This window comes from Flammeovirga aprica JL-4 (genome assembly GCF_012844305.1).
Lineage (GTDB): Bacteria > Bacteroidota > Bacteroidia > Cytophagales > Flammeovirgaceae > Flammeovirga > Flammeovirga aprica.
In genome coordinates this window covers 61625-82457 of record NZ_JABANE010000022.1, presented here as the reverse complement: position 1 = coordinate 82457, position 20833 = coordinate 61625, and the positions used below count along the sequence as shown (strand labels likewise).

18 protein-coding genes are annotated in these 20833 nt (G+C 37.8%); 1 reads left to right on the top strand and 17 read right to left on the bottom strand.

All coding sequences use genetic code 11. The annotated features are described in order from the left end of the window. Positions 1-308: 308 nt before the first annotated feature. Positions 309-1703 carry a glycoside hydrolase family 30 protein gene (locus HHU12_RS10300; RefSeq protein WP_169656658.1) on the top strand — a complete coding sequence of 465 codons (1395 nt, stop codon included), beginning with the start codon at positions 309-311 and terminating at the stop codon, positions 1701-1703. A 255-nt stretch (positions 1704-1958) separates the two neighbouring features. Here HHU12_RS10300 and HHU12_RS10295 read toward each other — a convergent pair whose 3' ends face one another. The 17 genes from HHU12_RS10295 to HHU12_RS10215 form a co-directional block, all read right to left on the bottom strand. Beyond that, positions 1959-3716: a glycoside hydrolase family 9 protein gene (locus tag HHU12_RS10295; RefSeq protein WP_169656657.1), complete on the bottom strand. Its 1758-nt coding sequence runs from the start codon at positions 3714-3716 to the stop codon at positions 1959-1961. Positions 3717-3988: 272 nt separating this feature from the next. Then, the gene (locus HHU12_RS10290; protein ID WP_169656656.1) at positions 3989-5095 is read right to left on the bottom strand and encodes a BamA/TamA family outer membrane protein; all 1107 of its coding nucleotides are present in this window, start codon (positions 5093-5095) and stop codon (positions 3989-3991) included. Next, a complete protein-coding gene (locus HHU12_RS10285; protein WP_169656655.1) occupies positions 5092-5661 on the bottom strand; it encodes a hypothetical protein in 570 nt (189 codons plus the stop codon). The genes HHU12_RS10290 and HHU12_RS10285 overlap by 4 nt, the downstream gene beginning before the upstream one ends. A 20-nt stretch (positions 5662-5681) precedes the next feature. After that, positions 5682-7148, bottom strand: a complete 1467-nt coding sequence (locus HHU12_RS10280; protein WP_169656654.1) for an alginate export family protein — start codon at positions 7146-7148, stop codon at positions 5682-5684. Between the two features lie 3 nt (positions 7149-7151). After that, positions 7152-7922 (bottom strand): NAD kinase, encoded by a 771-nt coding sequence (locus tag HHU12_RS10275; protein ID WP_169656653.1) that lies wholly within the window; start codon positions 7920-7922, stop codon positions 7152-7154. A gap of 51 nt (positions 7923-7973) precedes the next feature. Further along, positions 7974-8180: a hypothetical protein gene (locus HHU12_RS10270; RefSeq protein WP_169656652.1), complete on the bottom strand. Its 207-nt coding sequence runs from the start codon at positions 8178-8180 to the stop codon at positions 7974-7976. An 82-nt stretch (positions 8181-8262) separates the two neighbouring features. Next, positions 8263-9909, bottom strand: coding sequence for an MFS transporter (locus tag HHU12_RS10265; protein ID WP_169656651.1), 1647 nt, complete (start codon positions 9907-9909; stop codon positions 8263-8265). Between the two features lie 13 nt (positions 9910-9922). Then, positions 9923-12040, bottom strand: coding sequence for a CehA/McbA family metallohydrolase (locus tag HHU12_RS10260; protein WP_169656650.1), 2118 nt, complete (start codon positions 12038-12040; stop codon positions 9923-9925). A gap of 103 nt (positions 12041-12143) precedes the next feature. Beyond that, positions 12144-13529 (bottom strand): diaminopimelate decarboxylase family protein, encoded by a 1386-nt coding sequence (locus HHU12_RS10255; protein WP_169656649.1) that lies wholly within the window; start codon positions 13527-13529, stop codon positions 12144-12146. Positions 13530-13562: 33 nt separating this feature from the next. Beyond that, the gene (locus HHU12_RS10250; RefSeq protein ID WP_169656648.1) at positions 13563-14306 is read right to left on the bottom strand and encodes a hypothetical protein; all 744 of its coding nucleotides are present in this window, start codon (positions 14304-14306) and stop codon (positions 13563-13565) included. 9 nt (positions 14307-14315) lie between these two features. Next, entirely contained in the window at positions 14316-14957 is a 642-nt protein-coding gene (locus HHU12_RS10245) for a TMEM175 family protein (protein WP_169656647.1), read from the bottom strand. Position 14958: 1 nt separating this feature from the next. Beyond that, the gene (locus HHU12_RS10240) at positions 14959-15396 is read right to left on the bottom strand and encodes a cytidine/deoxycytidylate deaminase family protein (protein ID WP_169656646.1); all 438 of its coding nucleotides are present in this window, start codon (positions 15394-15396) and stop codon (positions 14959-14961) included. Between the two features lie 103 nt (positions 15397-15499). After that, on the bottom strand, positions 15500-16243 hold the full coding sequence (locus HHU12_RS10235) for an SDR family NAD(P)-dependent oxidoreductase (RefSeq protein ID WP_169656645.1): 744 nt from the start codon (positions 16241-16243) through the stop codon (positions 15500-15502). 148 nt (positions 16244-16391) lie between these two features. After that, positions 16392-17192 carry an SDR family NAD(P)-dependent oxidoreductase gene (locus HHU12_RS10230; protein WP_169656644.1) on the bottom strand — a complete coding sequence of 267 codons (801 nt, stop codon included), beginning with the start codon at positions 17190-17192 and terminating at the stop codon, positions 16392-16394. Positions 17193-17291: 99 nt separating this feature from the next. Next, complete coding sequence (locus HHU12_RS10225) at positions 17292-18437, bottom strand: Ldh family oxidoreductase (RefSeq protein ID WP_169656643.1); 1146 nt, start codon at positions 18435-18437, stop codon at positions 17292-17294. A 76-nt stretch (positions 18438-18513) separates the two neighbouring features. Then, positions 18514-19284 carry an SDR family NAD(P)-dependent oxidoreductase gene (locus HHU12_RS10220; protein ID WP_169656642.1) on the bottom strand — a complete coding sequence of 257 codons (771 nt, stop codon included), beginning with the start codon at positions 19282-19284 and terminating at the stop codon, positions 18514-18516. A gap of 41 nt (positions 19285-19325) precedes the next feature. After that, on the bottom strand, positions 19326-20489 hold the full coding sequence (locus tag HHU12_RS10215; RefSeq protein WP_169656641.1) for an arginase family protein: 1164 nt from the start codon (positions 20487-20489) through the stop codon (positions 19326-19328). Positions 20490-20833 lie beyond the last annotated feature (344 nt).

Below are 20833 nucleotides of genomic sequence, written 5' to 3'. Positions count from 1 at the left end.
TGGGGATAAATTGATGATGCTACGCAGAGTGAAAATAATTCCCCCATATCAACATCGGGATAGAATATATTAGATTATTATTCACAGAAGAACTAGGACAAAGGAAATGGAATAAAATAACGTGCACCACGACTAAAGTCATGGGCAAGTGATACGACTCCACCAACACTAAAGTATTGCTTACGTTACTACCTTTCAAGACTTCAGTCTTGATTAGGTTGGACTATCACCTACCCATAGTTTTAACTATGGTGTACGAAACATTCGTTTACTTTTATCCTAGTACTTAAATCAATATTCTATTCACAATGGCAAATAAACTAACATTTTTAATAGGCGTTTTCCTTCTTCCTTTTTACACTTTTGGACAAGGGTTTAAAGATGTGAAAATGTATTATGTCTCTTTTGATAAAGGGGAGGCTAATCCTATGAAGTCGCTTCCTGTTAAAACAACAGACGAGAAAGTAAAATGGGGACATGAAGTGGTACTTTACCCAGCAATCGAGTATCAGACGTTAGAAGGTATTGGCGGTGCTTTTAATGAAATTGGAGGAGAAGCGCTTTTGAGCCTGCCTCAAGAAAAGCAAGATGAACTGATGCGAAACCTATTTTCTGCTGACAAAGCTGGTTTTACATTCTGTAGAACTGCCATTGGTGCAAGTGATTTTGGGATTGATGCTTACAGTTATTCTGAAACGCCCAATGATTATAAAATGAAGCATTTTTCTATTGAAAGAGACCAGAAATATGTTCTTCCTTATATCAAACAGGCATTTGCTATTAATCCAAACTTGACGCTTTTCGGTTCGCCTTGGAGCCCTCCGGCTTGGATGAAAGAAAACAACTCTATGGTGGGCCTTACGGAAAAGAATAATTACTTGAAGAAGGACAAGAAAGTTTATAAAGCGTATGCTGATTATTTTGTAAAATACATTAAAGCTTATCAACAAAACGGTGTGAGGATTGATAGAATATGTGTGCAGAATGAAAATGATGCCAACACTAAATACCCTAGCTGTACAATGCCTCCGGCGCAAATGCTTGATCTTGCCACTAACTTCATTATTCCTACTTTCAAAAAAGAAAATATTGAAGCTGATGTTTATGCAGGGACTTTAAGAACTGCCATCAAAGCGGATATTGTTGAGTTGCTTGCTATGGAAGGTGTGGAGCAATTGGCAGGTGTGGGTATTCAATATACTTCTCCATTTATCATTGCTGATGCGGCAAAAAAGCATCCAAATATGAAAATGTTCCATACAGAAGGACACTGTTATAATGGTAAAAACTCTGTAGAGCAAGCCTCTCACCGATTGGAGGAAGTAGCTGATTATATCAACAGCGGTCTTACCAATTTCTGCTATTGGAATATGATTTTGAATGAGACTACAGAAAGTGGATGGGAATGGCCTCAAAATTCATTGATCAATATTGATCGTGAAAAGAAAACCATCCAATACAACCCTGATTATAATGCAATGTACATCATCAGCCGTTTTATTCAGCCGGGTGATGTGAGAATTGCATCAAATAGCAAAAGACCTATGCTTACTGTAAAAGGGAAAGAGGGGAATATAAAAGTATTGATTCAAAATACAGATGATAAAGATGCGGTATATCAGATTCATTTGAATGGTGAAAAGATGAAAGTGATGTTGCCGAAAAATAGTATCACGGCTTTGGTTATCAAAACCCAAGCATAAAAAAAAAGTGCACCGTAGCTACAACTATGGTGCACTTATTACATTTTCAATAGATATTTCTACAAGCTTTCTTTGATCTACTTTCAAATTTCCTTCTTCTTCGTTTTTGTCTTGAAACAAAAACTACCAAACTAATAAGGTAGAAAGCTTACTGGCGCGAATGTTAAGCGTTAGCGTCATTCGTGCCCTACAGATCATCAGAAATCTCCTGATTTCTAAAAAACACAATATCTAAAAACATAGTTTACAATCTAATTACTTCACTACTAAAGGCTCATAATTATGCGAGAAGTGATTATTCAGCCCTGCCATTAAGTACACAAATGATGCATTCCAATTGATGGCAATTTCGTTTGTTGAATAACTGCACCATGTATCTGAAAATTTTGTTGCTGGCATATCGTAAGGGTATTCACAATCTTCATTATTTTCATTTTGAGGTCCACCGATCAGCAGCCCTGGATACGGTGCTTTTACGGTATCTGCTTCTGAGATTCTATGGTGCGGATGCATAACCTGATGTGTTCCGGCTCCTGTGAGATAGGAAATTTTTAATGGGTTTCTTCCCAGAAGATAATCAAAAATACCAACAGCGGCATCAATATATCCTGAGTTGTAATTCAATTTATATGCATTGAGCAACAGCATACCTTGGTTGGCTGCTACGCTGTTTGATCCCCACACAAAATCACTTTTCAATTGTCCCATACTTACACCTGCCGAAGAGGTTTTATACTGCTCGTAGAGTAAATCGGCTTTCTGAGTGATAATCTTTTCTACTTTCGGGAAATCTTTATGGGATATGGCTGATTCTGTTTTTTCATTATGTGCCAATGAATACAAAGGCAGGAAGGCTACATTACCCCAGCTTTGCACCTGCTCGTAATTCGCTTTGTCCCAATCCACTTTTGAATAGTAGCTATCATCTTTTGTTAGAATGTACAACTCCGTAGCAGCCCAGTTCCATTCATCTGCCAAGTTCTTATCATCATAAGCACCTGTATTGACTTTAGGCTCAAACGTTTCATTGAGCTTGTTTTGATCATAAATAACAGCGGGGTGTTTTTCAGCCCATTGATACGCTTTTACTGCCGCCAATTGATATTGTTCTGCCAAAGCTTCATCATATTTTTTGTAAATACGTGCAGCACAAGCCATCACTGCAGCAAAATCTAATGTCGCTGCTGTTGTTTTTTGAACTACATACCTTGGATTATCCTGTCCTTTGTGAGGCATTACAATACCATCAAAATTTGCATTGGTCAGCTTATGATACACACCTCCATCTTCTACATCCTGCATCGTAACAAGCCAATCCAGATTCCATTTCACATTATCAAGGTATAGTGGTAAAGCTTTGTTCTCATGAGGGATTTTGTAGACCATTTCACCCAACATCTCTCCGTATTGTTCAAAAGCCAATAACATAGAATATGTACTGATCCCAGAATTCACAACGTATTTATTATAATCACCGGCATCATACCATCCTCTCGCACTTGAGATCGTTGTTTTAGGATCTTGCCCCTCTTTCAATGCGGAAGGGTGAATGAGCACTTCCGTATCAGGATGCCCCTCAGGTCTTGCATACACACCTGCATACTCCTCTTCTATAGGAGTAGAACAGCGGATAAGATAAAAGGCTTCGATACTGGATAAAAGGGATTTTTCGCCTGCTTCTTTGCGGATTTCAAAAGGCTCTGAATACCCCAGATCTTTCACCCATATTTTATAGGTGCCTTCTTTCTTAATTTCAGAAATATCTATGGTACCATAACTCTCATTGGCATATTCCCAAAGAGCAACATTTTCTACATCTCCTGCTAGAATGTTTTTGTCTTGCTCCTCATCATAGACAAGGAACTTTGAGGGGGAATCGGTTTTTACAGTGATAATTTTCTTGGCTGTTGGAAAATATCCTTCTTGATTCATTCTGAATCTGTTTGTATTTTCAGTTCCACAAGATGATAGTCCAAAAGCAAGAAGTAGCGTAATAATTATGTTTAATTTCATTGTTGTTAGAGTAGGATTTGTTGTTGTAATAAGTACAAATTCAAAATTATCTAATACTAATTCTATTTATTATTTTGCGATTACTTCCTTCAAAAAACTTTCAATAGAACCACTATTAATACGTTTTTTTAGCGTTGTACTTACAAGTAAGTAAATATAATTATTTCAACAAAAAAATGACTTCTAGCTATATTTATGATATTATAATACAGAACGTCCCAATCATGGGTATTTTATTCATTTTCAAAGGTTAATGTTGTAAAAATGTAGTATTAAAATGCTTCGCCCAATGTGATATAGATCCCATTATTCTTATCGGTGAGACTCCATGCGAAATCGAACCTTACATTTGCAGGGTCTTTTCGATTGATATTAAAACGTAAGCCTGTGCCTAATGCGGCTTTGAGGTATTGCAGGTCGGATACTTCTTCATAAACGGTACCTGTGCCGAGAAAGGCTGTCATTCCAAATCGTCCTACAACATTTAGTCTGAACTCGGCTTGGGCTTGAATGGAATGTTTATCTCTGTATCTGCCCAATAGATAGCCTCTCATGATCTGTTTTCCTCCTAAAAGTGCTAGCTCATTGTAAGGTACTGATCCAAATGTATTTTTTGCGACTACCTGTAATGCGAGAACTCTTTTACTGTCTTTTCTAAAATCAATATAACGCCTTCCATCAAACTCTAAAGAGGCAAAAGTTCCTCCGTTAGAATTCAAATAGCCCATCAACACTAGATCGAGATAGTAGTTTTTTGTGGGAGTTAGAATGCTATTTCTTTTGTCCAACATCCATACAGGACCAATACCAGGGTAATAGCCTCCATTATTTCCTGCAATGTCAGGGGGAGGTATACTTTCATTATTTTGATTTTGATAAGTAACATCAAAAATATGAATATAACGAACCTTTAGTCCTATAAACTTTGATTTTTCATACTGCTTCAATACCCTTTCTTTAAACTCAAATGAGGAGTAATTTACATTCAAATACTCTTCATTGGGAGATTGATTACCTATTCCATAAAGGGGTTCTGGAGTGTTTTTATATTCAATAATACCTTTTAAAAAATACTTTTCCTGATAAGTCAATAAGGTATGTTCTGTCGAAAGGAAAACATGCCCCTTAAACGAAGTCCCATAATAAAAGTTGAAATTAGAAGGGCGAGTAAGAAAATCTTTTTTATTGAATTTAAATTGATATAAACAGTATACTCCAAGTACAAAGTCAGTACGTGGACTGTAAGTGAAAGCTGGTGAAGGTAAAATATTGTTTTTGTAGGGCTTTTGGGAGGTAGAATCACTTTGAGCATGTCCTAGTAGACATGGTAAAAGAAATAGTAGTAAGTGAGAAATAGTATAGTAGTAAACTCTTGTCATTTATTTTTTTCATCCAATATCTGCTGATATTTTGTTATTAATTCAAACTCATTGGTAAGAATATTATCTATAAAACTCCTCATTTGTATTAGCTTTTCTTTCTTGCCTAACAATTGCATTTCAGTAAATGAATGTTCTAAAAAAGACTCAACTGTATGAAGATGTAGATCTTGTAATTTATAAACTAGGTTGAACTTTGATATTTGTTCAAAGTCAATAAAAGTAACTGCATTTGATATTTTAGCAGTTTCCCATGCGGTATTACTGAGTAGTGGAAAATTTAAGTTTATTTCATCTAACTGCTCTGGTGCATAGGATGGATCTTTTTCCTTTTTTTCAAGCTCCAATAGAAAGTGATCGATCTTTTGAGATAAGTCCTGATGAATAGAATACATAGAATCTACCTCCTTAAGGTTTTCTCCAATTTCGAGATATAATTGATTACTGGCCTTTACTGCTAATTGACGATGTTCATGATCACTCCAAAAGGTATTGATTACTAAAGCGACCGCAACACCTGACAAAATTGAAAAGAACTCAAAGATATATTTCTTATTAATATTCAATATACTATAGATTATTTTGATTAAAAAGTAAACTGTGTGGTGATCATAAAAAAGTGTTGATTGTGTGCTTTCCCTGTTTGGGTATCCCAAAAATATTGACCAGGTGCCCAAAGGTTATACGTAGCACATATTTCCCAATGTCGATTAAGAGAAATGATTGTTGAAACCTGGAAGGAATCACCTAGATCTCTTGAGTTTGATTCACCACTTCTCAATATACCATTTGAGGTATTATAGACTGCATCATTTAAACTCGAACGCATAAAGTTCCAATACGTCAAACGCGTTTTTACCATTTTGTAAACAGTAAAATCAACATTAGCTGAGAAGGATGTTAAGTTTTTTCTATCCATTGCACCATGTTCGCCGAAAAATTGAGCGACTTGTGGAAATAATGGATTAAAAGTATTGAGTGTACCATCCCCTTTATTTTGATCTCCAGATGAATAATCAAATCCCAACCATACATGAGGTTGTAAGGCTACTTTTGGAAAACTGACTCCAAACTCTGTAGTAATAGAATAGGCACTGATATTTTTATCACCAAATGTACCAAACTGATACATGGCTTCTACTTCATAATTAAAAACTCGTTGAATAGGTCCTGAAAGTAAGAAACCAACGGTATAACGGTTTTCATCGGCTATGCCTTCTTCATAAACGGCATTCTGACGGTGTAATCCATAGATATACGGCTCAAAATAAGTTTTACTGAAGGAAGACCAGCTCGGCACGCCGAAACCTGCATGAGAATTGTAAGCAACATCATGGCTTTCATACCTCAAACCCCAAAATGTTGTGTTCTCATCTCTAGTCGTATACCCATCTGGAACAGGAATGACTGGTTTTGATACAAAGCCGATAAACTTATTGTTTTCATTCCCTAGAAAAAAACCAGCACCATCAAAAGTACGTCGTGTGATCAACCAGTTTCCGGGTGATAACAATCGCTCATGCCCTGCTTGCAACTCTCTTCTACCTGCCCAAACACCTAACTCTGTTCTTTTATAAAGATTGAATTTATACTCCGCAAAAAGATTTAGAAATGCTCCTTTAGTAACAGGCGTTCCTGCCCCAAGCCTTTCCGAATTGTCCTTTGTAGTGTTAGAATAGATTCCTTCTGCAAAGACCCTAAAGTTATCTCCAAAATGTATATCAGCATGAGATCGCAAACGCAATGTAAACAAGCCAGAGTTTTGTGGTAAGAACTCCTCATTTACTGTAGGCATATAACGCACTCGCACCTGACCTCCAAAAGAAGCCCAAATTTTCTTATCTCTGGACAATGGTACATTCTTAATCTTATCTGACCAATCTTGTGCCCTTGCATCACGGTCGGACCACTCTTCTAACTTCCATACTTCTTTGTACCTTCTATCAGCATAAGAAGGAACTGGAAAAACGGTCTCAAGTTCCTGCCCTATTGCAGTCACTTCAATCAACAAAAGCATCAACAATAAGCTTGAATACTTCAGTAATCTCGACATACTCTAAACGTTAAACTGTTCGATCAAAATACGCTCTTCCAACGATTGATCTTGATCAAATAATAAATGTCTCATATCGTTTTTGTCCTGCCATACTTTAGCATGTACAGCATTCTTCACTTCCTTAGAATCCGCTGCAGCACCGATTGGTCTTTTGACAGGATCTAAATTTGTAATCTCAATGTTTACATCATCTGGAAGCAATGCTCCTTTCCATCTTCTTGGTCTAAATGGACTGACAGGAGTCAAAGCCAAAAGATTAGAATTTAATGGAATAATAGGTCCATGCGCTGAAAAGTTATAAGCCGTACTCCCTGCCGGTGTAGAGACTAAAACACCATCAGCATGCAAAGCTTCCAGCATTGTTTTCCCATTGACTGCAATCTTCAAATTGGCACTTTGACCCGAATAACGGATCACAGAAACTTCATTGTAGGCTTTGTAATGATAATGTTCTCCTTGGTCGTCTTCAATATCAACAGAAATTGGACATAAGTGAATGTCTTTAGAGTGGTTAATTCGTTCTAAAAGATCTACGTCCTCTTTGTATTCATTCAGAAGGAAACCCAAAGTACCTCTGTTCATCCCAAAAATAGGGATATCTAAATGCGGATATGTATGCAGTACTTGCAACAAAAAGCCGTCTCCCCCTAATGCTACAATTACATCAGCATCTTCAGGTGCGTGGTTTTCATATTTTGAAAGCAATAGTTGATAAGCCTCTTCAGATTTAGGGCTACCTGATTTTAAAAACGCTAATTTCTGATATTTCATAATAGGTCAGTTAATGTTCTGATTGAATAAAGTTGAAGACAGGAAAGTTACTTAACCGTAAATAATCTCATATTTCACATCCGCAAAATGCTGTTCACCCAAACTTGTTTTCACTACCACCAAAGGATATTGATGCCAGTCTTCTACATAAACTTCCTCTATTGTTCTTGTTTCATCTCCAAGAAATGCTTCTCCAATGATAAAGTCTTTTTTCTTGCCATCAGTATCTATGATAGATACGCCTTTAAATGTTTTCATCTGTCTGTTTTTTTATGAATGAATAAGATATATGAAGTGCACCATAAAGAATATTATGGTGCACACTATGAACTATGATAGTTTAAGCAGTCACTTCGTCTGTTACTTCTTCTTCTGGGTTTCCTAGTTTCATTCCCGGTAAGAAAAAACTTAAGAGCAATGAGATGACGGTGAAAATACTGACAATCCAGAAGGTATGTCTAAATGCTTTTTCAGATGATGTATTTACAATCTCTTGGTAAGTTTCTTTTGTTTTTGTTGGTAATTGTTCCGCTACCCAAGCTTTTTCTTGCTCAGGAGTAATTTCCATGAAAGTATCTTCCAACTCTATCACAATTTCCTCTTTGTCTTTTGAAGTCAATTGAATGTCTTCCGTTGCTTCATACCCATCTACCATGTTTGAATAAACGGCTCCAAAAAGGATAGATCCGGCAAAAGCAATGGCAAAACCCTGCCCTACAATCTCCTTCATTGTTTCAGAAAGCCCTGAAGCCTCTCCATCTTGCTCTGAGGGTACTTTGATCATGGTTAAAGTAGCAATTTGAGCCATCACCAATCCGCAACCTGTACCGAATACTAACGATCCCGTCATTGTGGTGAATGGTGTCATATCTACAGAAATTTGCTGTGTAATCAGATAAGTCCCTACTAGTACAATTACAAAACCAACTATGGTAATTAGCTTTGGAGAAATTTTACTTCCTAAGTTAGCTGTAAAGAATGCCGCTGCTGCCACACTGATGGAGATCGGTAATGTAGTCAATGCAGTATCAAAGGAATCTAATCCTGCTGCAGACTGTACAAACACTGACACTGTAAATAATACGGCTGCTATCAGGAAGTAAAGTAGTGCTTGGATTGTCATTCCAATCGTAAATGGAATGTTTTTCAAAATAGATGCACTCAATAATGGTGTTTCTCCTTTAGCTGTTAATGTCGCTCCTCTCTTGAAGAAAATAACCAACAATACCACAGCAATCAAATACATCACAGGAACAATCGACAATCCTCCTAATGGGATCACTGAACCTCCAATTTCAAATGGTCTTTTCTCCATCAACCATCCATATTGTGATGCCATAGTTGTGGCAATCAAAAATGTTCCGAAAGCAATCACTGATAAAAATACTGAAGGAATATCAATTTTGATAGATGGGTCTTTTTCTGTTTCTGGCAATGTAAACGCTGCAATAATCGTCAATACACCAAATGCCGGAGATAACCCTAATGCAATTCTCCATGAAACAATTGAGGCTAAATAACCAACGACTACAGGTGCTACAGCCGATACAATCGACAATACCGCCCCATAAATACCAAAGGCCATTGCACGTTGTGATCCTTCATAAAAATACATGATAATGGCAATGGAAGTAGGTATAATCAATACCATTCCGAAAGGCCAGATCAACGCCCAAGCAATACTGAAAATGGTAGAGTTTGGTGCTAGTACCACAATCGTCAAACCAACTGTATAAATTATAGATCCTACTAAAAAGACCTTTTTCTTTCCTATTTTATCTCCTAATCTTCCGGCGGTCACCATCAATGTTCCTGCTATCAAAGAAGCAGAAACAATCACCATCTGCAATCCCGAAACTGACCAATTCAATTCCTGCACAATCGGTCCAATCAATACGTTAATACTAAAAGATGTAATGTACATCATCACCATCGAGAGGATGATTACGATTAACGGTTTCCAGTTCATTTTTTCTTGCGTACTCATTTGTTTAGTCTATTTATGGTCTCACAATTTCTTTTTTTCTATTGATGTAATATTCTTTTGTCTGATCAATCCACGTTCTCAGATAAGGACGGAAAGCATCCAGCATTTCTTCTGTTCTGTCTGGACTTTCCCATGCCTCATTGTCGTGTCTTTCATACTTCATTTCCTTTACTTGTTCCAATCTTTCCAAAAGCATATCGATGATTTGAGGTGCCTTTTCTTTGGACCAAGTAGGCTGTCCATCCACCTCTATATAAATGGGTGAAGTATGTGCCTGTATTCGTTTAGTGAAATCACTTTGAAAAACAATGTCATGCGATTTTTCTCCATGTACTTTCACCGCTATCCAACAGCTTTTATCCGCTGGCAATTCCAATTCTATAGGCACTTCTTTCTGCCCTTTTTCTAATTTGATTTCTTTCACCACATCACCATTGACAATGATGCTGGCGTATTGCAGTAAATCCCAACTCGGCACGATATAACCTTTTGCCTTAATGCTCAATGTTTCACCTTTCTTTACTTGAAGCGTGGAACCTATATCTTGACCATTGACATTGAAGTCAATCATCGGCCCATTGGAAACAAATGATTTTCCATCTTTCAATGCCTTGTTCCATGCATCTGGAGTAAATTCTCCATCTACTTTCACAAAGGTTCTCACCGCTCCTGGCAATGACATATAAGGCCAATCAGAACCTGCAGCTGCACTTAATTTGAAACCCAAATTCAAAAAGGCGTACCAGTCATTTAAGTTCAAAGAGTGATATTGGAATATCTCTACAAAGTCCACTTCGTTTTCTGGAGCCAGCATCGCTAAAGCAATATTCTGTTGGAATTGAGCAAAATCCATATGAGCCACTCCAAAAACGCCACCTTGTTTATGCACTTCTTTTGATACTTTATCATAATGGAAATACTCATTCGGATAGCGTACAAACTCATCATGCCCCATCGCTAAAACATGTCCTAGAAAATCAGTTCTTGGATCTTCCTGTCCTGATGCGATAAAATAGTCTTTCTCTTTGTACTGTCCCTCTTTGCCCCACGCATATTGATCAAAATGGGTGGTGACTGAGTTGCCTAAGGCATACAACCAATGCATGTGTAAATCAGCCGCTCTTGCATGTGCTATCTGATTCGGATTCGCTGTTGCATTTCTTCTTGAGAAGTGATTGTGAACATCTCCTGAATACCAGCCTTTTTTGGGCATATCCAGTACATGTTCTATTTGTATATCTATAGGATTATTTTTTCCTGCTTTGATTTCTATTTCTTTTTGAAGAATAGGATACTCCGGTCCTTTCATTACAATCAAAGTGTACTTTCCTGCCGGAATATTGGCTTGATAAAAACCATCAATGTACATCGTATAATGATTATCACTTGGCCAGTACACTTGATCCAATTCTTCTCTGATCTCAACAGATCTTACTTTTGTTTCAAAGAACTGTAGCTCAATAGCACTTTCTGTTGGAAGTGGCATTCTGCCTGTAGCATCATACAACCCAATCTGTGCTGCTACTCTTTCTTTCAATTTCTTTTCAAATAGGCTTAACTGTAAGTTACCGCTAGCATTTTTTTTGGCTGTTTCTCCTATTAATTCAAATTTGATATCACGAATAAAAAGGAGCTTATTCGACATATCCAACCCTGCCGAAAGAGCAAAATCTGTTTTACTATACCCCCTGTTGGCAAAACGGGCTCTTTCTAATACAAACTCATATTTCTGAAACCCTTTAGTACCTTCAGCAATTTCTACTCTATGTACTGATTCCACCACACCGTTTCTATCATAAGCATAGAAAAACTCTGTCAGATTACTAGCATCCAACTCCACTGTCACTTTTACTTTCTGATCAATATCAAAAGCAAACTGATCATCTACACTAAACCCCAAAGCAATGCCATAAAGGATTTTTTCTCCGCCAACTTCTTTTACTCCTGCTCTTGAAGGGTCATTATCTACCCTCAATCCCATGGTTTGAAAAACACCTGTAGCAATGGTTCTATCAATCTGATGCGTATGCCAATCCAGCTCAAAAGTTCCTGAAGCATTATCAGGCTGATGAGCGGTTAACATCAATGGTAAAGTAAAAAGCAAGCAAAAACTTAGTAGTAATTTTTTCATTCTCTTCTTAGTAATCAATATAGAGTTTTGATTGAAGGTGGTTCGTGAGCCACAAAGTATTGTGGCTCACGGATCACAACATGGTCTTTTTAAAACTATGTAATTAAATATCTTTCAAACGCTCAGGAACAACGTGTCTTGAGAATACTTCTTCTTGTGTTTCAGGTCTTTTTACCCACTCCACACTATCACCTTTTACCATCACCATTCCTGGTCTAGGAAGTGCATTAAAGTTACAAGTGTAAGGCTCAATGTAAGAACCTGTGTTTAAGAAAGCCAAGGTATCTCCTTTCGCCAATTGAGGCATTTTGTATTGCTCTGCCAAGCAATCATAGTTACAAGTGATACCCACTACGTCAACAGGAGTGTCATATTTCTTGTCCGCTTTATTACAAGCCACCAAATCAAATGGAGGAACAACATTCAAACCACCAATACTCAAGAACGTCTCAGAAGTATCTGTTTCAGCCCATTGGTAATCCATTCCGTTGGCTGTTTCGTGCTTCATGTTATGCACCTTGAATAAGTGAATACCACTTTCGTTATACATTGCACGACCTGGCTCGATCTCAAGAATTACACCATCAGAAGAAAGGCCGATACCTTTCATACCATTTCTGAATGTTTCTGTAATTACTTTCGCGAAATCTTCTAAGTGAGGTGTTTCATAATCTGTCACTGCCACACGGCTTTCTTTGTCCATTTCGGCAGGGAAACCACCACCAACAGAAACAATAGAAGGCGACCAGTTATTACCCACACCATCATGAATTTCTTTGATCATATCTACAACCGACTGTACTAATGACTGCCAGAAAATAGGTTTCTTAGAGTGACGGCCTGCATGTGTATGCACACCCACTAATTTTACATTAGGGCAATCTGCAAACTGTGGTAACATTTCTCTCACTTCAGAAGTAGGAATACCGTATTTTACAGTTTGTGTCATTTCACGGATCAGACGGGCAGGGAAGAAATCTGATGGCTCATCAAGGTCTTTCATATAAGGCTTGATACGCAACATCACATGTGCTTCTTTTCCTAATTCCTTCGCGATTCTTTCACAAACCCCTAATTCATCCTTATTGTCTAATACAATATGAATTCCTAAATCAATGGCTTTACGGATAATATCATCCGACTTGATAGAACCATTTACAGCAATATCTTCATAAGGCACACCGCCTCTGATCGCTGTTTCTAATTCACCTGCTCCAAAAGTATCACAACCACAACCTGCCTGTGTCAATACTCTTCTCACCGCAACTGTAGGATTGGCCTTTACAGCGGCCATTACACGAATGCGTCCTTCAGGATAGAACTGCTGGAATGTATTCTGGAATGCCAGGTAGTTTTGCACTAAAATATTTTCTGATACTACAAACAAAGGAGTACCAAACTTCTCTGCGATTTCAACAGTATTTACGTCTTCGATGTATAAATCACCATCTTTAACGCTTAACAACGGATTCATTTTGATATCACTCATGTTCTTTATTTTTTATAGTTTTTCAATGTCTTATTAAAGGAATACAACAAGGGCCAAGCGTGCTGTATGATTATCATCTTTGAAGATTCCTCTGTAGAATCCACTCAACTGTAACTTGTCTGATAATGCATATTGAGCAATAAACTCTTGTATATATCTGTCATTTCGTTCCATTCCAAGGTTGCTTGCGGTATAAATGGGAGTGACTTGTAAAAACATTTTTTCACTCAAAATAATTGGTGCAATCACCTGAAATGAGATACCATGCTGAGGGTCTTGGAAAAGGCCAGGTCTTTCAATCACCGGACTTGAAGTGTACTGATAAGAGAGAATCGGAAACGCCTGAATCCAATCTGCAATCATCAACCCTACCGTTACACCCGGCTGTACCAACCAAGCTCCCGTTCCTAAGCCATGATCATAATTTCCTGTTGGAGCAAAAATGTCTACTGATGGTCCGAATGCTCCAAGGAACTTATCATAGTTTTTATAAGGCAAGTAAAAGTATCTTGCTCTGAAATCTCCAATACCTGTTTTTTCTGTACCTGTATTATATAACAATGGAAGCTCTGCTAAAATTAAATGTGCTTCACTTGGTGCAAACATAAACTCCGCTCTATACCCATAAGTATCAGGGCCATTTTTAGAATAGTTATACTCTAAATGATTGTACAACTGTGTATAAAAGTTGGTTGGTTTAGAGGCATCAATTTCTTCTTGTGCGAAAATGAAATTTGTTGAAAGTAGAAGTGATAAACAGATGAATAGATGTTTCATAATGTAAAATTAATATCCAGCTTTAATGCTGATTCTTGTTAATATATAATTGGCAATGGGTACTAAGGCTACCATACCTATCAACCACGCCGAAAAAGAGACATAAGACAACCCAACACATACTAAGGCTACTACTGGATCTGCTAGAATTTCATTAGACAAAACCTTGATTCTTTCATTGGATAATTCATCTTTTAGCATTCCATTATTTTTTGCATGATGCAACTTCCAAAAAGAGAAAATTCCCAGTAAACCCCAAACCAAGCTAAAAATTGCTCTTGAATGTGGTTGGTCCGAAGTGAACTCAATATTCATTTCGAAGTAAGGGTATAAGCATAGCAAGAAAAAGAAACCAAATGTGATCAATATATGGTTAAAATTGATGTTCTTCATAGAGTGGTGAACTTCCACAAACTTAAACCAGTGTATCACCAAGATGATAAAACCAGCTACATAAGGTAAAAAAGGTTTATCCCAAATCAATTGAGAATCTATAACTTTATCTCCTTCTACTATTTCTGTCTCCACATCAAAAACAACTAAACCTAATATTGGTGTAGTCATACTAATGGCAAACAATAGCATTCCTAAGTGCTTTAAATAATCTAAAAAGTAAGAGTAATCTCTTAGTGTTTCTACTTTTGTACTCATCCTAATATCTTTCTAACCACTCATCTACACAATGGTCAATCGAATTGAGCCATACTTGACGAGCTATTTCTTTTAACTTTGGAGAACAATCTGCTTCTTCAACGACTAACCTTGATCCTAAGATTTGAAAACCTTCAGGCAACCTTTCGTAGTTCGTTTGAGCGCCAGCTTCTATACTGTGAGCATCTCTGTATACATAATAGGTTTTACCTACTTGACTGAAACAAATTCTTGCCAAACACATTGGACAAGGTTCTTGAGAGGTAAATAAGGTGTAGTCTCTCATTCTTGGTGTCTTATCATCACAAAGTCTATCTTCCAACTCATTTAATAGCACCATTTCAGCGTGTAAATCCAATCGGTGATAAGGTGAATTGGCTTTCGACATATTCTCTGCAATTACTTCATCATGATGTAAAAGACAACCGCCTACAGCCACACTCCCTGCTCTTCCTGCTCCAATTCCTCATAATTGTAAGAAGGAGTATCAAATTTTAGTATCGGTTTTTCATTTGTATTACACATAATAGTAATATTTTAATTTACCAACCTATTCTTTTCCTATCGGTGAAAAAACCTGCAGTTGGCCCCTCTTTGCCAAGTGTTGCTAACCAAATGGATGTATCAGCACCTTCTCTCAAAGTTTTTGGTCTAGCTTCATCACCGTAATCGGGAAGATCTTCTGTATTCATTGCACTGTCTACCCAACCCGGACAACAACTGTTGACTTTTATTCCAAAAGATTCTAATTCCTTCGCATACAAAACAGTCATTGCGTTTACACCCACTTTAGAGCTTTGGTAAGCGGCGCAGATATCTTCTTTCAATGGTGAATTCATATCTGAAAGCTGAGCCAATTGAGCTACTTGAGTAGAAAGGTTGACAATTCTCCCTGCTTCACTTTTCTTTAGTAATGGCACTAATTTCTGAGTTAATAAAAAAGGTCCAATGTAATTTACTTCCATTACTTTTCTGAAAAGTGTTTCTGATAAATCAGAAGGGTGTTTTCCCATATCTACCAGCATTGCCGCATTATTGATCAAAGCATCTAAGTGACCAAAATTTTCAGTAATGAAATCAACTAAAGGCGGAAAGGTAGATGAATCAGATAAATCAAATTCCAATGAATAAGCATCTATTCCTAGCTCCTTAAGTTCATCTGCTTTCTCTACCACATTGGGTTGTACATCTGCCAAAATCACACTGTAATTCTGCTCTCCCAATAATTTTGCGGTTTCAAAACCAATGCCTTGAGCTGCGCCCGTAATTAATGCTACTTTCTCCATTTTCATTACTTTATTTGAGGGAAGAAGGAAGAGGGTAAATAGTCTATATTATGACCCAAGATCCATCATAAAAACTACGCTACGAACCATAACACGAACTATTCCTCTTCACTCTTAATTCTCACCTCTTACCTCTTACCTTAATTTCTTACAAGCCAGGAGCCATGCCACCGTGTACCGGAAGTACAACACCTGTAATGTAACTTGCAGCAGGAGATGCTAAGTAAACAATCGCTTCTGCAATTTCACTTGGCTCAGCCGGTCTGCCTAATGGAATACCAGCGTTCTCTTTAGCCGCCGCTTCTTCCACTGTACAACCTTCTGCTTCAGCAATCGCTTTGTAAGCTTCTTGCAACATGTCTGTATTGATCGCACCTGGAGCAACAACATTAGCACGAATACCTTTTGCTGCTTGCTCAATCGCTAAAACTTTAGTCGCTCCAACCAATGCATGCTTGGTAGCTACATAAGGATAAGGCATACCCATACCCGCTGCAATACCAGCTGTAGAAGCCACATTAACGATAGCTCCTCCGCCTGATCTTTCCATGGCAGGAATAGCACCTTTACATACTGCCAATGCACCTTTTACGTTTACAGCGTAGTTAGCGTCCCAGTCTTTATCAGTGTTTTCATCCAATAAAGCAGAACCAAATCCTACACCTGCATTGTTTACCACGATATCCAATGTACCGTAAGCATCTAATACTTGTTGAATAGCAGCGTCTACTTGAGCAGCATCAGATACATCAACCAACACACCCATTGCTTCACCACCATTTGCTTTGATAGCAGCAACGTTTGCTTCCATTCCTTCTTTTGAACTATTACGTCCAGTTAAAACTACTTTCGCTCCAAGTTCTGCTAACTTATCAGCAATGGCTTTACCTAAACCTTTTGTTTTTGTTGCTCCTGTAACCAGTGCTACTTTGTTTTCAAGAAGATTCATATTCAATATTTTTATGCGTAGAAAGTTTCAAGTTGGGATGCCGTTTTACGACATCCCTTTATAAACAATGAAATAGTTTCCTACGGTTATTTTCTATAATTATTTATTTCTTTGAGCTTCCCACTCAGCTCTTAAGCTCTCTTCAGAAAGACCGTATCTTCCTGCTTGAGTCTTAAAGAATGGCTCCCAGTGAGAATCCAATACCTCAACGATTTCCTCGTCTTTGATAATTGACTCATATCCTCTAGCACCTGGCATACCTGGCTTTCTTTGACCTGGACGTGCTGGAGAATCTTCGATTGCTTGAGCAAAACGATCTGATTTCGCTAATACATCACCCAATGGACCAAATACTGAAGGATCGATACAGATAAAGTAAGAACCACCTACTGAAGTGCCGTCTGCTTTTTTGTCTACAATATCACCTAATGAAGGTACCTCTGGAGTGATGATACCACCTGGATTGATAATTCCTGAAAGTAACTCATTGAATAAATTCAACATGTAAACTCTCGGGTTAGACAACTGTTGGAATGCCGATTGGTTGTATACACGACCGTATCCTTCGATTGGCTGAGCGTAAGGAGCTAAGTCATTTGATAATTCACCTGTTTCTGGGTCAATTACGTAATCACCTTTCAGCTTAGTACCTTGAAGAACCGCTTGTGCAGTATCTGCATCATACCACTCGCAAAGTTTAGTTGACATCCATACTGGAGGCTTATCACCTGCAGGACCGATACCGTCAAATGGAGGTACAGAAATTGTGTTTGACATACCACCTAACGGAGAACACATCGGTACAGAGTTGTTAGAAGTTAAAGCCACACAACCTGCTTTTGATGCCATCCAAGTATAAGCTCCAAATGAACCTGCATCATTATGATTGTGACCGAATACGATAGCAATACCATGCTTTTTCGCTTTCTCAATGGCCATATTCGCCATTTTTGTCAATGTCCAGTATCCAGAAGAACGCTTACCATCAATTGATGCCCAAGTATCTCCTTCGCCAACTACTTCTGGCTCTGCATTGATATCCAATAAACCTGATTGGTGCATGATATCAATTGCCTCATATACCCCTAAACCTTGGTTTAATTTACCTTGGCGGATACCCAACATTAACGCGTCAGCTACTGCATTACCGTGCTCTTCTGATGCACCTGCTGCCATCCAAGTTCTTTTCAAAGCGTAACGTAAGAAGTCTGCATTTGTCGATTTTGTTTTTCCTTGTGCTCCCATCGTAGTGTTTTGTTTTTGATATTTTGATGTGGGTACAACCGTAGTCGCACCCTTTATATGTGTATTTTAAGATCGCTTATTCAGCGGCTAATGTGTTGTAAGCGTCAATGCTCATACCTGCAGTAAATCCACCGTCAACACCAATTACTTGACCGTTTACAAAGTCACAGTCTTTAGCAGATAAGAAGTGAATCAATGAAGCTACTTCTTCTGGTTCAGCGATTCTTCCTAGAGGCACAGCTTTGTGCTCCATTCTCAATTGAGGTTGCCCTTCAGGAGTATTTGCCATTGGAGTATTTACTGAAGTAGGTGCAATTACGTTTGCTCTAATTCCTCTACTTCCCAACTCTACAGCTGCAGTTTTAGTGATTCCTACTACTGCCCATTTTGAAGCAACATAAGGTGCTAAGTAAGCTACACCTTGAACAGCTGCTGCTGAAGCTACGTTGACAATTCTACCACCATCGTTCATTTGAGGAACACCGAACTTGATACCGTGAACCACACCTTTTGTGTTGATAGCAAAGTTTTTATCGAAGTTTTCAATGTCCGTTTCCATCATTGTGTCATAACCGAAGTTGGCACCGGCATTGTTGACAAGAATATCAATCTTACCGTATACTTCCACTGTTTTATTGACCATTGCCTCAACAGATTCAGCACTTGAAACATCGCATTGAACGAAAGTAGCTCCGATTTTTTCAGCGATTTCAGTACCGTCTTTACGACCTGAAATGACTACTTTAGCACCTGCAGCAATAAAACGTTCAGCTGTTTTTAAGCCAATACCAGAAGTACCGCCAGTCACAATTGCAACTTGGCCTTCTAATGAAAAGAAATTTGCCATGATATATTTATGGATTAATAGTTTAGATCAAACAGAAAAGATTATAGCGTTACGTTACCAAACGCTTGTGGCCAGTTCGTAGGGTGGTTTTCACCTCCGTTTCTACGCTTCACATCTGCCGCTAACCAGCAAAGGATTTTCCAGCTTAAGCCTGCTGCAATGTAACCGAATGTTTTGGCAGGGTCATTTTGTGGAGCATACTCTACTACGTCCGCACCTACCAAGTTTACTTTACCTGACATACGTACTAATTTCAATACATCATGTACCCAATTGGCATCTAAACCAAATGGCTCTACCGCTGAAGAAGCTGAGTTATAAACTGGATCAAGACAATCTAAGTCTAATGAAATGTACGTTGGTCCGTCACCTACTACTTCAATGATTTTATCAGCCATTTCTCTTGGTGACATCACTCTTGCTTCGTCAGCAAAGTAAACGTTCGTACCGAAGTTTTTCGCATGACCACCCACAAGGCCAGTCATTCTACCACGAATACCAATCTGAATCATTCTTTCAGGATCTACATTACCTTTTGCAAAGTTTTGTGTAAACATGTTTCCTGAGTGATAAGGATAAGGGAAATCTGCCTCTGTTACCAAATCATAGTGAGCATCAAAGTGAATAACAGAAAGAGGTCCGTAAGTTTCACCTAACGTCAATAAAGGTGCTACTGTAACAGTATGATCACCACCCCACATAAATGGTACGATATGGTTATCACAAACAATTTTTCTGTAATGTTCGATGGCATGTTCCATCTCACCAGCCAAATCAAATTGACCATAAGTATCAATTGTACCGTAATCAATGATATTGGCAAAATCGAAAGGAATGTCAAACTCACCATTGATCCAAGGTTCAGTCGTACCCATAAAGTTTTTAGAAAGCTCTCTTAATGCTTTAGGACCGTACTTATGAGAAGAGTTCATGGGTGCCGACTTTTCAAAAGGCATACCAATCACAGCAATGTCAGCGTCTTCTAGATCTCTGGAGAATGGAGCCATAAAAGCACCCAAATAATCTTTATTGATATTACTCAAGAATTCAATTCCTTGACCGCCACCCATAGTTTTCACTCTATCTAAATGAGCTTTTACATCTGGATGCACCCCATCTCTACTTGTAGAGTTTTTCCAAAGGTCTTGGTACTTTTCTAATCTTTCTTGAGGAATCGGTGGATACTTTTTGATTTCCTTTTTCATAGTAATCTTAAATTTATCTTAGTTATAATTTTATTATAATGTAGTGTAGGTTTTTGTTGTAGAACCTTAAAAACTATTCAATCGTTCGAATAATAAATCAGTAGCTAAAAACAGTTACCATTTCTGGCACCTGCAAATTACTTTACGGTACTAAGAAGAATTATGTTTCGTGTAGTTACGGATTAATTTTGTGAACAACATTTAATTATAAAGAATAGGTTATTGTATTAAATTGATCTGAGATTGTTCATCTCATTTAGGTATGTGCAATATTATGAACATTTATTAACTAACTCAAAAAATAAATTATTTTTCAATAAAAAAAACCACAAAACACTAACAAA

Excerpts from the sequence above, each read along its gene's own strand:
- HHU12_RS10245 (WP_169656647.1), bottom strand. The coding sequence starts at position 14,957 with ATGAGTACAAAAGTAGAAACACTAAGAGATTACTCTTACTTTTTAGAT.
- HHU12_RS10230 (WP_169656644.1), bottom strand. The coding sequence starts at position 17,192 with ATGAATCTTCTTGAAAACAAAGTAGCACTGGTTACAGGAGCAACAAAA.
- HHU12_RS10250 (WP_169656648.1), bottom strand. The coding sequence starts at position 14,306 with ATGAAACATCTATTCATCTGTTTATCACTTCTACTTTCAACAAATTTC.
- HHU12_RS10280 (WP_169656654.1), bottom strand. The coding sequence starts at position 7,148 with ATGTCGAGATTACTGAAGTATTCAAGCTTATTGTTGATGCTTTTGTTG.
- HHU12_RS10265 (WP_169656651.1), bottom strand. The coding sequence starts at position 9,909 with ATGAGTACGCAAGAAAAAATGAACTGGAAACCGTTAATCGTAATCATC.
- HHU12_RS10235 (WP_169656645.1), bottom strand. The coding sequence starts at position 16,243 with ATGGAGAAAGTAGCATTAATTACGGGCGCAGCTCAAGGCATTGGTTTT.
- HHU12_RS10290 (WP_169656656.1), bottom strand. The coding sequence starts at position 5,095 with ATGACAAGAGTTTACTACTATACTATTTCTCACTTACTACTATTTCTT.
- HHU12_RS10295 (WP_169656657.1), bottom strand. The coding sequence starts at position 3,716 with ATGAAATTAAACATAATTATTACGCTACTTCTTGCTTTTGGACTATCA.
- HHU12_RS10255 (WP_169656649.1), bottom strand. The coding sequence starts at position 13,529 with ATGAGTGATATCAAAATGAATCCGTTGTTAAGCGTTAAAGATGGTGAT.
- HHU12_RS10215 (WP_169656641.1), bottom strand. The coding sequence starts at position 20,489 with ATGAAAAAGGAAATCAAAAAGTATCCACCGATTCCTCAAGAAAGATTA.
- HHU12_RS10275 (WP_169656653.1), bottom strand. The coding sequence starts at position 7,922 with ATGAAATATCAGAAATTAGCGTTTTTAAAATCAGGTAGCCCTAAATCT.
- HHU12_RS10220 (WP_169656642.1), bottom strand. The coding sequence starts at position 19,284 with ATGGCAAATTTCTTTTCATTAGAAGGCCAAGTTGCAATTGTGACTGGC.
- HHU12_RS10300 (WP_169656658.1), top strand. The coding sequence starts at position 309 with ATGGCAAATAAACTAACATTTTTAATAGGCGTTTTCCTTCTTCCTTTT.
- HHU12_RS10225 (WP_169656643.1), bottom strand. The coding sequence starts at position 18,437 with ATGGGAGCACAAGGAAAAACAAAATCGACAAATGCAGACTTCTTACGT.
- HHU12_RS10260 (WP_169656650.1), bottom strand. The coding sequence starts at position 12,040 with ATGAAAAAATTACTACTAAGTTTTTGCTTGCTTTTTACTTTACCATTG.
- HHU12_RS10270 (WP_169656652.1), bottom strand. The coding sequence starts at position 8,180 with ATGAAAACATTTAAAGGCGTATCTATCATAGATACTGATGGCAAGAAA.